At 52.2% G+C, this 13,436-nt stretch carries 9 protein-coding genes; 8 read left to right on the forward strand and 1 reads right to left on the reverse strand.

Going from position 1 to position 13,436, the window contains the following annotated elements; genetic code table 11:
* Positions 1 to 65: 65 nt before the first annotated feature.
* Positions 66 to 1,412 carry a metallophosphoesterase family protein gene (locus D6024_RS06140; protein WP_162944587.1) on the reverse strand — a complete coding sequence of 449 codons (1,347 nt, stop codon included), beginning with the start codon at positions 1,410 to 1,412 and terminating at the stop codon, positions 66 to 68.
* A gap of 468 nt (positions 1,413 to 1,880) precedes the next feature.
* On the opposite strand from D6024_RS06140, the gene D6024_RS06145 reads away from it, so the two are divergent.
* From D6024_RS06145 to D6024_RS06185, 8 genes are all read left to right on the forward strand, one after another.
* Positions 1,881 to 4,148, forward strand: a complete 2,268-nt coding sequence (locus D6024_RS06145; RefSeq protein ID WP_121353719.1) for a T9SS type A sorting domain-containing protein — start codon at positions 1,881 to 1,883, stop codon at positions 4,146 to 4,148.
* A 148-nt stretch (positions 4,149 to 4,296) separates the two neighbouring features.
* Positions 4,297 to 5,058: a hypothetical protein gene (locus tag D6024_RS06150; protein ID WP_121353720.1), complete on the forward strand. Its 762-nt coding sequence runs from the start codon at positions 4,297 to 4,299 to the stop codon at positions 5,056 to 5,058.
* Between the two features lie 160 nt (positions 5,059 to 5,218).
* Entirely contained in the window at positions 5,219 to 6,865 is a 1,647-nt protein-coding gene (locus D6024_RS06155; RefSeq protein ID WP_121353721.1) for a TldD/PmbA family protein, read from the forward strand.
* 9 nt (positions 6,866 to 6,874) lie between these two features.
* Entirely contained in the window at positions 6,875 to 8,191 is a 1,317-nt protein-coding gene (locus tag D6024_RS06160; RefSeq protein ID WP_121353722.1) for a TldD/PmbA family protein, read from the forward strand.
* A 74-nt stretch (positions 8,192 to 8,265) separates the two neighbouring features.
* Positions 8,266 to 8,697 (forward strand): hypothetical protein, encoded by a 432-nt coding sequence (locus D6024_RS06165; RefSeq protein ID WP_121353723.1) that lies wholly within the window; start codon positions 8,266 to 8,268, stop codon positions 8,695 to 8,697.
* Positions 8,698 to 8,707: 10 nt separating this feature from the next.
* A complete protein-coding gene (locus D6024_RS06170) occupies positions 8,708 to 9,094 on the forward strand; it encodes a nuclear transport factor 2 family protein (RefSeq protein ID WP_121353724.1) in 387 nt (128 codons plus the stop codon).
* Positions 9,095 to 9,526: 432 nt separating this feature from the next.
* The gene (locus D6024_RS06180; RefSeq protein WP_121353726.1) at positions 9,527 to 9,775 is read left to right on the forward strand and encodes a hypothetical protein; all 249 of its coding nucleotides are present in this window, start codon (positions 9,527 to 9,529) and stop codon (positions 9,773 to 9,775) included.
* 309 nt (positions 9,776 to 10,084) lie between these two features.
* Positions 10,085 to 13,246: an ATP-dependent helicase gene (locus D6024_RS06185; protein ID WP_121353727.1), complete on the forward strand. Its 3,162-nt coding sequence runs from the start codon at positions 10,085 to 10,087 to the stop codon at positions 13,244 to 13,246.
* Positions 13,247 to 13,436 lie beyond the last annotated feature (190 nt).

Here is a 13,436-nt window from a genome sequence, read left to right on the forward strand (position 1 = left end):
CAATCGGCAATTGAATTTCCCCGACTGCTGACTGCCAACAACTGCCTGTTTTCTTTTTACGACGATTATTTGTCGTACGGAACCACGGTAGTGTTGTCTTTCACACCCAGGTCCGTCCACAACGTCGTGGCCATTTCGGCTAGTTGTGCCGACATGCCGGCCAGCGTGTTGATCTGTGCCCGCTGGTCCGGCGGCATTTTTTCATCACCCGCAAAATGCGCCATGGCGCCGTTGCGCAGAAGGGGCGATGCAAAGGCTGCAAGATCCGGCGGCACACCAAGGCGGTTGGTGAGGTAATACTGGAAATACCCGTCCAGGTGCTGGCTCAGGAAGGCAGCTGAATAATCTGTAAAGCTCATGTCGCCGGGAAGCGTCGTGGCGATGCTTTGCACGGTGTTGGTCCTGATCTCCAGTTTTTTGTTCTTGACCGTCACGATCCGGTAGGGACTTGGTGGTGTGACGAGCGAGCCGGTTTCGATGTCGTAGAGTTGCTTCCCATCCTGCACGTAACCTGTAATGTCATTGGCGTGGTAGTGGCCTGTGAAAATGATTCGCAAGCCGGCGTCCATCAGTTGCTTCACCCGTGTTTGCCAGTTGTCGACCACATAGCCCGGATCGAGTTGCGTTTGTCCGGAATAGTGCTCAACCAGGTTGTGGTGCATTAAGCCAAATACGGTTACGCCTTGCTGCTTTGCCTGTGCCAGTTTTTCCAGTGCCCAGGTCATGGTCGCGTCTTTGATCCGGCCGTCTGCCTTGTCGCCTTCAGGCCCGTAGGTCTCGTATTCGCTGGCATCGATGGAAAGAATCCACAGGTCGTTGTACGGCTTCGCCAGGTAGCTGAGCGAGGCCGGGTCCCGGTCTGTCTGATCGTAGCCAAAGTTTTTGTAAATGGTGGTAAAGTCGGCCACCTGCGTTCGCGGAAGCTGCGTGTAACCGGCACCGTCGTATTGCACGGCTTTGGCATTGTTGATATCGTGGTTGCCGGGGATCACGAACACCTTTGTTCCGCGGAGGCGAAGCTGATCGAGGTAGCCAGCAACAGCCTGGTGACTGACCAGTTCACCGTCTTTTGTCAGGTCGCCCGGAACAAGAAGAAGATCGGGTTGCAGGGTTTTTAAGTCGGAAACCACCTGTTGAAAAATCCAGGAGCTGAATTGCACCAGTTTGGGATCCTGGGCAAGGTAGTCCTGGAACGGAGCCTGGTTTTCGGCGCCGTTTCGCAGGAGCGACGGGTCCATGTAGTGGATGTCGGACACTACGGCGATCTTGATATGCGGGCCACCCTCGCCGGTTAACACCTTGCCCCCAGCGGCACTGATAGTGGAAGAAGGTTGCGGTTCAATGATCTCCTTCTTGCAGGAGAAGGCCAGGATGCTGAGGCAGATCATCCAAAGCCAGCGTTTTTTTGTCATAAAAGGAAGTTTTGAGATGAACATTTAGGCCGTGCTTTACCGGGCGGCCATCGCCGGAATGCAGTGGTGCGGAAGCGCAACGAAACCTGTCTTCAAAAGGGATTTTGTTTTGCCGGGCAATGAATGGTTGGCGGTACCGTCTCCTGCACAGGACAAGCAGTTCGATTTTGGTTGCTGCGCCCTGCAAGGACTGCCGTGAATCGTGGTAACGGGTTGCCAGGGCTACAAACATAGATTGGGGAGATGCCTGGCACAATGACCGCTGTCAGCTAACCGGCTGATGAAAAAACGGTGCCGTAAAGCCCAGCCGGAAGCAGGGAGAGGGAAACCGAAAAACAACTACTGGTTACTGTTAACCCGTTGCGGTCTCCGTATGTATTCGCATTGGATTACGTGCTTTTACGAGGGGCTTTTGCTTTGTTTTTTTGCACGCCGTGTCTTTACTTTGCGGCATCCTAATCCGATCCTATGAAGAAACATCTTGCAAAGCAGGCGTTGCTACTGCTTTCTGTCTTTACCCTTTCGAAAGGGTATGCTAACCAACTAACCGTTTGCAACAGCAGTTGCGACTACTCCACAATCAGCAGTGCTGTGGCAGCCGCCGGAAATGGCGACACCATCCTGCTAAAAGGACAAATCACCGAAGCTGGTATTACGATTTCAAAAAACCTCACGTTCATTGGCGAAGCAATGGCATCAACCATCGTGCAGGGAAGTGAAGTGCGGGGCACGGCTGTGCACCGGGTTTTTTACATCACCAATGGTGCTAACGTCACGTTTCGCGATCTCACCGTTCAGCACGGGCGGGAAGGAATGCCCGACCCGGCCAATGCCGGTGCTGCCGGTGGCGCCTTTTTGATTGATGGCAGCGGTACCACGCTGACCCTCGTGAATGTAACGGTAAAGAATAACGACAATGCTATTTCCGGTGGTGCCGGTGGTGCCATCGGCCTGTTTGGCTCTGCCACCAACCTGAATGTTTACAACTGCCGGGTAGAAGGAAACACCTCGCTGGGATCGGCCGGCGCTTTCTACCTCACCGCCACAAACGGCGCTGTCACGGCCAAGAATACGGTGTTCGACAACAACACCGCGGGAGGCGGATCGGGCGGCGCTATTTTCCTGGGCAGCACCATTCTCTCGTCGTTTGCCAACTGCACATTTTGCAACAACACGGCCAGCGGGACCGGCAACGGCGGAGCCGTTTACGGAAACGGTGTAGCGCCAGAGTTTACGAATTGCACTTTCAATAACAATACGGCTACTAACCAGGGCGGCGCCTTGCGGATTGGACCGGCCACACTAACCAATTGTACGTTTTTCCAGAACAGGGCTTCGGGCCAGGGTGGTGCAATCTACCGGGGCGGCATCAGCGGCGGCACCTTGTCGATCGTGAATTGCACGATCTACAACAACACGGGAGAAACTGGCGGCGGACTTTGTTACAACACATCAACCGGCGCGATCAACCTTGTGAACAGTGTGCTGGCCGCCAATACCGGCAGCGACCTGTTTGCCAGCAATTCTTCCAACCTTGGTGTCAATCAAAAAAACTATGTGGCGGGCAACAGCTTTGCCGCCGGCTCGGCCGACTTCGACTATACCAGCGGCGCGCTGAACATTTCTTCCGCACTGGTACCCAACGGGGGCTTAACGCCAACACTGGCCGTTGGCGCCGGCAGCGTGTTGATCAACAGCGGCGTCTCGTCGGTGAGCGACGTTACCGTTTTGCAAAAAGACCAGCGCAATTTCGACCGTGCCGGCATCGTCGATATCGGTGCTTACGAAACATCGGGCAGTGAAGGCGTCTCCATTTCGTACATGCCGTTAGCGAATACCAGTTCGGTTGCCAGCCGTTCTTTACGTACCACCATCTCCGATGAAACCAATGGGATACCGACGTCGGGTTCCTATGTTCCGCAGATCTATTACAAAAAGAATAATGGTAGCTGGTACAATTCTGCCGGAACGCTTTCGTCCGGGAACAGCACCAGCGGCACTTGGGATTTCACCATCAACTATGCCTACTTGGGCGGTGTAACCAGCGGCGATGTGATCAGCTATTTTATCACGGCACAGGACAACGCCACGGGATCGTATGCCAAATCGAACCTGAGTGGCCTGGTGGCCGCCGATGTACTCACGGTAAGTACGGTGCCAAACACCCCCGAGACCTACACGATTAGTGGTGCTACGCTTCCCATCAGGCTTCTGCGTTTTGCTGCCAGCCGGCAGGGCAACAACGATGCCCTTGTGTCATGGGACGTTTCGGAAGATCCCGACGCCGAATCGTACGAGGTCCTGCGCAGCAGCAATGTGGCAAACCTTCAAACGGTAGCAACACTTGCCGCGAAGGGCTTGTCGTCCTATTCATTCACCGACAGGAACCAGGCGGGAACGGTGTATTACCAGTTGAAAATGTTGACGGATGACGGGAAGGCCCGCTACAGCCAGGTGGTCAGCGTAAGTTTTGGCCGGAATGCAGCGGTGCAACTGCTGCCCAATTTTGTGACGGCCGGACGTGCCACGCTGGCGATCACTGCGCCATCCGCCGGCAAAGCCGAATACATTCTCGTCGATGTGGCCGGAAGACAGGTGCAGCGCAAACAATTGGCACTGACAACCGGGAGCAACAGCTTTACACTGCCGCTTGAAGCACTGGGCAACGGGCAATACTTCCTGCAGGTACAACTGGAGCCGGGTAAGGTGCAAACGCTTCCGTTGATCAAACAATAAGGTGGAAAAATGAATGAAAGCCCTGCAGCACATGCGGGGTTTTTTTATTGGCGGGTGAAGGACGTTTCTGCAGGATAAAAATCTTTTAGGCTGTCTTCCTTCTTTTTGTAGTTTCCGTTTCACTGGCTAGCCAGTTGTACACAAGTAAATGAGAACCCTGCTGACAATATTGATTCTTTCTGCCTTGACATGCAAAGGGCAGAATACTACGACTGACGTAAAAAACTCTCAAACATTCAAAAGCTTCTATTCTGCAATCAGGCATCAGTTTATTCTTATTGACAGTTTACGGGAAGCCAACTACGATTCAGTTGAGGCGGCAAACGACAAATTGGTTCAAATTATCAAGTCATACAAAGCAGCCATATTCAATTTTCCAGATACGCTTGACTATGACCTGATTTACCTGGCCAAGTCTTCTGATAAGAAGTTGGCATTACTATCATGGGACACAAGGACAGGCGGAACTCTCATTGCGTTTACGACGATGGCCATCTTTAAAACACCACAAGCAATACGGACCAAAATGCTTGCCGATACCACTAATGAGACTATGCCTTACACGTACATGCACTATAACTCCATACATACTATCACTACTGCTGACGCAAAAAATATTTATTTGGCCTGGGGTAACGGACAAGGTTCCACAGCACTGCCTTGGCAGGAATTACGAACATTTTCTATTACAGAAAATCAGCTAACAGAGCCAGAAATTTTTCCTGATAAGACTTCTAGTGTCTATGTTGAATTTGACTTACATGCTTTTAAAGACGACCAAAAAGTGCCAGTCATCAGAATAAAAAACAGCGGCAAAACATTTCAGGTTCCAATTGAAGGAGAAAGACAGGGCTTTTCAGGAAAATACAAAACTTATATTTTTAATGGAAAGGTGTTTACAGCAAAATGATTTGCAAGCATACAGCAGTATTTGCCGGAATACGGCAGGCGGATAGACGATAAACAACATGAATTCCCTTTAACTTTAAAACATAGGCTAAGCTGATGTGGGATAAATATTCGTACTTCGGTCAGCTCTAAAACGTGAACAACAAGCTAAATCAACCAATTTGAAACGAAAAGACTTTCTGCAAATGACAACAATGGGACTCGGTGCCCTGATGCTCCCGGACTACCTGTTTAGTAAGCCGGTAGATGCGGCCCGGTTCCTCGACAGCGGCATCGACACCAAAGCCAAAAAAGAGCTGGCAGATGCGGCGCTGGCCCGCGCCAAAAAGAGCGGTGCCACCTACGCCGATGTACGCATCGGCCGCTACCTCACACAGTCTGTCACAACACGGGAAGCGAAAGTGCAAAACATCGCCAACAACGAATCGTTCGGCGTGGGCATTCGTGTCATCGCCAACGGCACCTGGGGATTTGCCGCTACCAATGAGGTGACAAAGGAAGGCGTGCAAAAATGTGCCGACAGGGCCGTGCTGCTGGCAAAAGCCAACGCCAGGCTGCAAAAGGAGCCTGTAAAGCTGGCACCCCAAAAAGGCCTGGGCGAACGCTCCTGGAAGACTCCCATCGAAATCAATGCGTTTAAAATTCCGGTGAAAGAGAAGGTCGACCTGTTGATGAAAGTAAACAGCGAAGCCCTGAAAGCCGGTGCGAATTTTATCAACTCTGCACTCTTCTTCGCCAACGAACAAAAATATTTTGCGTCCACCGATGGCTCGTACATCGACCAGGACATTCACCGCCTGTGGCCCACGTTTACAGTAACCGTAGTGGACAAGCAAACAGGCAAATTCAAAACCCGTGATGCCCTGAGCGCACCCATGGGCATGGGCTACGAATACCTGACACCGAAAGCGTCGGAAAAAATCGCCGGTCCACAGGGCTTGGTCCTGTACCGTTATGCCTACGATATGGTGGAAGACGCCGTGCAGGCCGCCAGGCAGGCCAAGGAAAAGCACACGGCAAAAAGCGTAAAGCCGGGTGAATACGACCTGGTGCTCGATCCCAATCACCTCGGACTGACCATTCACGAATCGGTGGGACACCCGCTGGAACTGGACCGCGTACTGGGTTACGAAGCCAACTATGCAGGCACCTCGTTTTGCACGCTCGACAAATGGAAATCCGGCAACTTCAATTTCGGCAGCAAGATCGTCAACATCGTTGCCGACCGCAAACAGCCACATTTTTTAAACACCGTTGGCTACGACGATGAAGGCGTTCCCGCCAAAGAATGGGACCTTATAAAGGACGGCATCTTGGTCAATTACCAGGCAACAAGAGACCAGGTGCAACTGCTGGGGCAAACCGAGTCACACGGCTGCAGTTATGCCGATAACTGGGGCAGCGTTCAGTTCCAGCGCATGCCCAATGTGTCCCTTCGCCCGGGCCGCGAACAACTGAGTGTGGAAGACATGATCAAAGGCGTGGAGAAAGGCATTTACATCCTGGGACGCGGATCGTATTCCATCGACCAGCAACGCTACAACTTCCAGTTTGGCGGGCAGGTGTTTTACGAAATCGAAAACGGGAAGATCACCGGCATGCTGGACGACGTAGCCTACCAAAGCAACACACAGCATTTCTGGAACCAGTGCGTGCAGATCTGCGACGAAAAGGACTACCGCTGCTTCGGCACCTTTTTCGACGGCAAGGGACAACCCGGCCAGGTGAGTGCCGTATCGCACGGCTGCAGCACCAGCCGCTTTGCAAAGATCAATGTCTTGAACACCAATTCTTCTAAAACTGCTTAATCTGAAAAGATGTCAATGTTGAACGAACAGGAAGCTAAAAAGCTGCTCGATAAAATTCTTTCTTACGCAAAAGCCGATGAAGTAAGTGTGACCATCACCGGCAGCCGCGTAGGTAACATCCGCTATGCACGCAACACGGTTTCGACCAACGGCGAAACCGACAATCTTTCCTTTGCGGTGACATCTGTTTACGGCAAGCGTTCCGGCACCGCCACCGGAAACGAATTCGATGATGCCGCCCTGGAAAGAACCGTACGCCGTTCCGAAGAAATCGCCCAGCTGGCGCCGGAAAGCCCGGAGTTCATGACTGCTCTTCCGCCCCAGCATTACCAACAGGGAATGAACTATTCCGAAAACACAGGCCGCATCGATCCAGTATTTCGCGTTGACGCCGCGCTGGCCAGCATCCAGGAATGCGTGAAGAACAAAGCCACTGCAGCCGGCTACCTGGAGGACACCACGTCCTTTAAAGCGATTGGCAACAACAAGGGGTTGTTTGGCTATAACAAAGAGACGTCCGGCGAGTTTACCGTAACGGCGCGAACGGCCGATGAAAAAGGTTCGGGCTACGGCGTGAGCTATTTTACCGATGCGGCAAAACTCGATACGAAAGGCGCCACGGAAGTGGCCGTGAAAAAGGCGCTTGCCTGGAAAGATCCAAAAGAGCTGAAGCCAGAGAGGATGACCGTGGTGCTGGAGCCGCAGGCAGCTTACGACCTGCTGTCGCTGCTGGTTAACGCCATGGATGCCCGCAGTGCCGACGAGGGCAGAAGTTATTTTGGAAAACGCGGTGGCGGCAATCGCATCGGCAGTCAGTTGTTCCAGGATAAGGTGACGATCTTTTCCGATCCGTTTAACGCAGAGAATCCATCAAGCCCGTTTTTTGCCGATGGCCGTCCGCAGCAAAAAGTGACCTGGGTGGAAAACGGCGTGCTGAAAGCATTGCCTTATTCTCGTTACTGGGCCGCACAAAAAGGCGTGGACGCCGTGCCGCCGCCGGAAGGCTTCATCATGCAGGGTTCCGGCCAGTCGCTGGATGACCTGATCAAAGCAACGGACAAAGGCGTGCTGGTCACCCGTTTTTACTATATCCGCCTGGTGGACCCGCAAACGCTGGTGTTTACGGGACTGACCCGCGACGGGACGTTTTCCATTGAAAACGGCGAGATTAAAAACGGGATCAAGAATTTCCGTTTCAACGAAAGCCCTGCCGCCATGCTGGCAAACCTGGAAGCGGTGGGTAAGCCGGTACGCATTCAGAACAGCATGGTGCCGCCGATGCGGATCAGGGATTTCAATTTTACCTCGTTGTCGGATGCTGTCTAAAGCGGAAGGAGGAAACCTGCCCTTGCCGGTTTCGCCGATCCCCCGTTATCTTGTCGCCGCCAAAACAAATTGCCATGCAGGAATCTCTTTTTCCTTCAACAGTTACACAGAAATTATATAACGAACGGGCTATTCTGATCGGCACCTTCGTTGGTGGTCCGCTGGCCGGCGGCTACCTGCTCGCACGGAACTTTGCTGCACTGAACCAACCCGGCAGAGCCGGGAAAACATGGATGGCAACCATTGGCGTGTTGCTCCTGCTCATTGCTTCGTCCTTCATTCCCCTGGCAGACAAGATACCGCCTGTTGTATACGGTTTTGCGCTTGGATGGACAGCCCATTTTGTCGCAAGAAAATACCAGGGAAGCAACCTTGCGCTACACCGGGAGAACGGAGGCCAATTTTACAGCACGTGGCGTGCAGTTTTCACAGGAGTTGTTTCCCTGCTGCTCCTGGTTGGATTTGTACTGGGACTTTTTTATTTGCAAGACCAATTAGCCGGTTAAAAAAAACGCGATGACACAGGAACAAATCAGTGAACACATTATTGCCAAAGAAAAAGAATGGATGGAGGCGTGGATCATGAAAGACGAACACGTGTTCAACATCCTCTTATCCGACGATTTTCTCTTAAGCAGTGCCCGCGGACATTTCATGACCAAAAAAGAATGGATCAGCGGTGCAATGGGTGCATATACCTGTGAGAGCTTCGACTGGAAGGAGATCAGGGTACGGGTGTATGGCAATACCGCCGTGGTAAATGCGCTTGCAAAGCAGCGGGCCAAAGTGGGAGAGAGCGACTGGAGCGGCCGGTTCATGCTCACCGATGTGTGGGTGTTGCAAAACAACGAATGGAGGGTCGTGGCCCGGCAGGGAACAGGGCCGTTGCCGGTGGAGGAATAATGCCATCTTAAAAATGATGTATAGAATTTAGCAAGCAGTAGGCCGTATGCAGTTGGCAGTCGGATTGCCCCTTGCCTGTTGCTTCCTGCCGACTTGTTCCTACTCGAACCATCCAGTTGAAAATAGTTTTCTTGCGGGCTGCCTTTCCGGCGCCAGCCGGTCTTTTCTCCAGCAGCCCCTGCGGGATTGGTCGAAATTGTTTTTATTTTTTTTTGCCTTGCGGTGTGAAGTCTGTCGCAGGCGGGTTAATTTAGCACTGTATCGCCCCCTGTGCAGCCGCACGGGAACTTTTGCCTCGGTTTTATTTCAATGCATTTTATGGGTCAACGCCGGCCGCCGGCGTGTTCCGCTTGTCCGGTACGTGTACACGGGCAAGACCGGTTCGACATAATTGGAAAGATTCATTTTTCGCCAACGCAAAATCTGAAAGCCATGAGACTGTCTGATTTTCTCCTGTTAACCGAAGACCAAAAAAAATGGACTGTTCTGCACCAGGGTGTGCTCATTGGAAAACGGAGCAGCGCCAATTGCAGCGTCTTTCTTTTCCAGGTCAATCATTTTTACGCGGAAATGTTTTGCAACCGGCATAATAAAGCCGTCGAAGAATACCGTGTATTTGCAGGAACGGCAGCCTTGCATCCGTACCTGGAGTCGATACCACTGGACGATCTGTTCCGCTAGGGTAACGCACCGTTTTGCCTGCCGGGTAATGCCGTTGCAACAAAGCGAAGGTTGCGGGTTGCGCATGGAATGTTTGCTGTCAACGCGGCAGGAAGGAGTGTGCGCTATTCGCTGCTGGAGATTTCGGACTTTCCGTCGGAGGCAGACAATCCCTCGCTTTAATACGCCCATGGCTGCTGCGTTTACCGAAAAACCATCCCAAACTATTTAGCAAAAACCTACATTTGTTTCATCGCCTGTAACGCGGAAGACCCACGCATGTGGGATGCGGAAAAGAAAAAGAGGGGACCTCCGAAACAATCAATCGACATGACGCAAAAAGAAAAGCTACTCCAGAAATTTACCGAAGAATACAATCGTCTCAACGAACAGCAACGCACAGCCGTTGACCAGATCGAAGGGCCGGTGATGGTGATTGCCGGACCGGGCACAGGGAAAACACAGATCCTGAGTGCACGCATCGGGAAAATCCTGCTCACCGACGTGGGCACGGAACCCGGCAACATTCTTTGCCTCACTTATACCGACTCGGGGGCCGTGGCCATGCGGCGGCGGCTGCTGGGTTTTATCGGTCCCGATGCCCACCGTGTCAACATTGCCACGTTCCATGCGTTTTGCAACGATGTAATCCAGGACAACCTGGGCCTGTTTGAAAAAACAGCGCTTGACCCGATTTCCGACCTGGAGCGCATTGAGCTGATGAAGGAACTGATCGATGCATTTCCCAAAGACCACCCGCTGAAGCGTTACCGCGGCGATGTGTATTTCGAGATGACCAGCCTGCAAAGCCTCTTCAGCCTGATGAAGCGGGAAGGATGGACGGCTGATTTTATCTGCGGGAAAATTGATGCCTACCTCGATGACCTGCAGTACCGCGAGGAGTACATCTGCAAGCGGGCCACCAAAGAGTTTAAAAAAGGTGATGTACGCTGGGACAAGATCGCGGAACAAAAGGAAAAAATGGAAAAGCTGCGGGCCGCCTGCGGCGAGTTTACAAGGTTCCAGCAAATGATGCGCAGCCGCAACCGCTACGATTTCGACGACATGATCAACTGGGTGATCAATGCCTTTGAAACCGACGAAGACCTGCTGCGCAATTACCAGGAGCAATTTCAGTATATCCTTGTGGATGAATACCAGGATACATCGGGCAGCCAGAACAAGCTGGTACAGTTGCTCATCAACTACTGGGACAAGCCCAACGTTTTTGTGGTGGGCGACGACGACCAAAGTATCTACCGTTTCCAGGGCGCCAACGTGGAGAACATGATGGAGTTTGCCACGGCGTATGAAAAGGATTTATTGAAAGTGGTGCTGGTGAACAACTACCGTTCGACACAGCACATTCTCGATATCTCCAAAACACTCATTGATAACAACGAGGAACGGTTGGTGAAGAAGATCGACGGCCTGAGTAAAGAACTCATCGCCAGGAATGCGGAGCTGTCATCAGTCATCTCTCATCCGCCATCCATTCTTGAATACGAAACGCAACGCGACGAAATGATCGGCACGGTGCTGAAGATCGAAGAGCTGACCCAAAAAGGTGTGCCCGGTAACAGCATTGGTGTGATTTATCGCGAAAACAAATACGGTGATGAGCTGGTGAACTACCTGCGCCTGAAAGGCATTCCGTACTACAGCAAACGCAGTCTCAACATCCTCGACCAGCCGGTGATTCAGCAGCTACTGCTGGTGCTGAATTATCTCTGCGCCGAACACGATATCCCGTACAGCGGCGATGAAATGTTGTTTGAGATCCTGCATTTTGAATGGTTTCAAATTCCGTCCATTGAAATTGCCAAGGCCAGCATGCGGGTGTCGGAGCTGAATTATAAAGGACAGAAAACATCGCTGCGCCGGTGGCTTTGCGAAGAAGCTTCACGGCCGCAGATCGACCTTTTCGATACCGGCCTGCAAAGCGGGTTGAAAGAAGCCAGCGCAGTGATGGAAGGGCTCATCAAAGCCGTCTCGAACGAAACCGTGCAAACACTGTTGGAGAAGGTGGTTCGCGAAGCAGGCTTTCTTTCCTACATCGTTCACAACGAAGAAAAAAACAGGTTGCTGCAGTATCTCACCGGCTTTTACGATCACGTGAAGGAAGAGACGCGGCGCCACCCGCTGCTGCCGCTGCAGGAGTTCATGAACCGCATTGAGCTGATGCGCAAAGAAGGACTTGTTCTTCCGCTGGTACAGGTGAGCGGCAACGAAAAAGGCGTGAACCTGATGACGGCACACGGCTCCAAGGGACTGGAATATGACTACGTTTTTTTTGTTGGCAACGCATCGAATTGCTGGGAGAAAAAGCGCAAGCCATTCAGTGGCTTTTCGTTTCCCGATACACTGTTTGCCACGGGTGCCAAAGGCAACGACACGGAAGAACTGCGCCGCCTGTTTTATGTGGCGCTTACCCGGGCTAAACGGCAACTGTACATTTCCTACGCCAATTATACCAACGAAGGCAAGCAACTCGAAGCAACGATGTTTCTTGCCGAGATCCAGATGGAGCATAACCTGCCGCTGCAAAAAGTGCCGGCAGACGAAAGCCGGCTAGCGGAATTCAGCGTGCTGCAGTTCCAGCAGTCTCCGGCGCCGGAAGTGGCGCACCTGGACGATGAAATCGTAGACCGCGTGGTGCAGAATTTCGGCATGAGCGTGTCGTCGCTGAATGCCTACCTGAAATGCCCGCTGGGTTTTTACTACCAGAACATCGTTCGCATTCCATCGCCCCGCAACGAAGCCATGGAGTTTGGCTCGGCCGTGCACTTTGCACTGGAAAGCCTGTTCAACAAAATGAAAAAGACAGAGGTCTTTCCGGTGCTGGACGATTTTCTCCAGGACTTTACCTGGTACCTGAAACGTCACCGCGAAAGCTTTACCAAGGAGCAGTTTGCACGGCGGCTGGAGTATGGACTGGAAATCCTGAAAAATTATTACAACACCTATGTCACCCAATGGAACAAGGTGGTGGTAGTGGAGCTGAACATGCGCAACCAGATGCTGGATGAGATCCCGCTTCGCGGCGTGATCGACAAGATCGAGTTCAACGGGAAAGAAGCGACGGTGATTGATTACAAGACCGGCGATCCCGAAAAATGTTCCGACAAACTGGCCCGTCCCGGCAAGGAGCCCAACGGCGGCGACTACTGGCGGCAGGCGGTGTTTTACAAAATTCTTTTGGACCTCTACCCCAAAGACTGGAACGTGACCAGTATTGAATTCGATTTTGTTGAACCGGACAAAAAGAAAACCTATCGCAAGGAAAAAGTTTCTGTTTCTTCCATCGATATCGACCTGGTCAAACAACAGATCAGGGAGGTGTGGTTAAAGATCCAGCGCAAAGATTTTTACACCGGTTGCGGCAAAGACGATTGCCACTGGTGCAATTTTGTAAAGACCAACAAACTGGCCATTGCCCTGCACGAACTTAAGGAGGAAGAGGAAGTGAGACGGTTTATGCGAGCCGTGTAAAACCGCATCCCGGGCCTTGGCCCCTCGATCCCCTAAAGGCCTCCCCAAACCCCTCCAGGGAGGGGCTTACAACCGCACAGACCCTTGCTTTTGTACGATACTTCAAAGCCTCCATCATACTTTAAGGTGGAGGCTTTTTGCTGCCGTTGGGCGTCCTCGCCAACGGCTTTCTTTTTGCCCCGGCGGGGCA

Origin of the sequence: Flavisolibacter nicotianae (assembly GCF_003628535.1) — a bacterium.
Taxonomy (GTDB): Bacteria; Bacteroidota; Bacteroidia; order Chitinophagales; family Chitinophagaceae; genus Flavisolibacter; species Flavisolibacter nicotianae.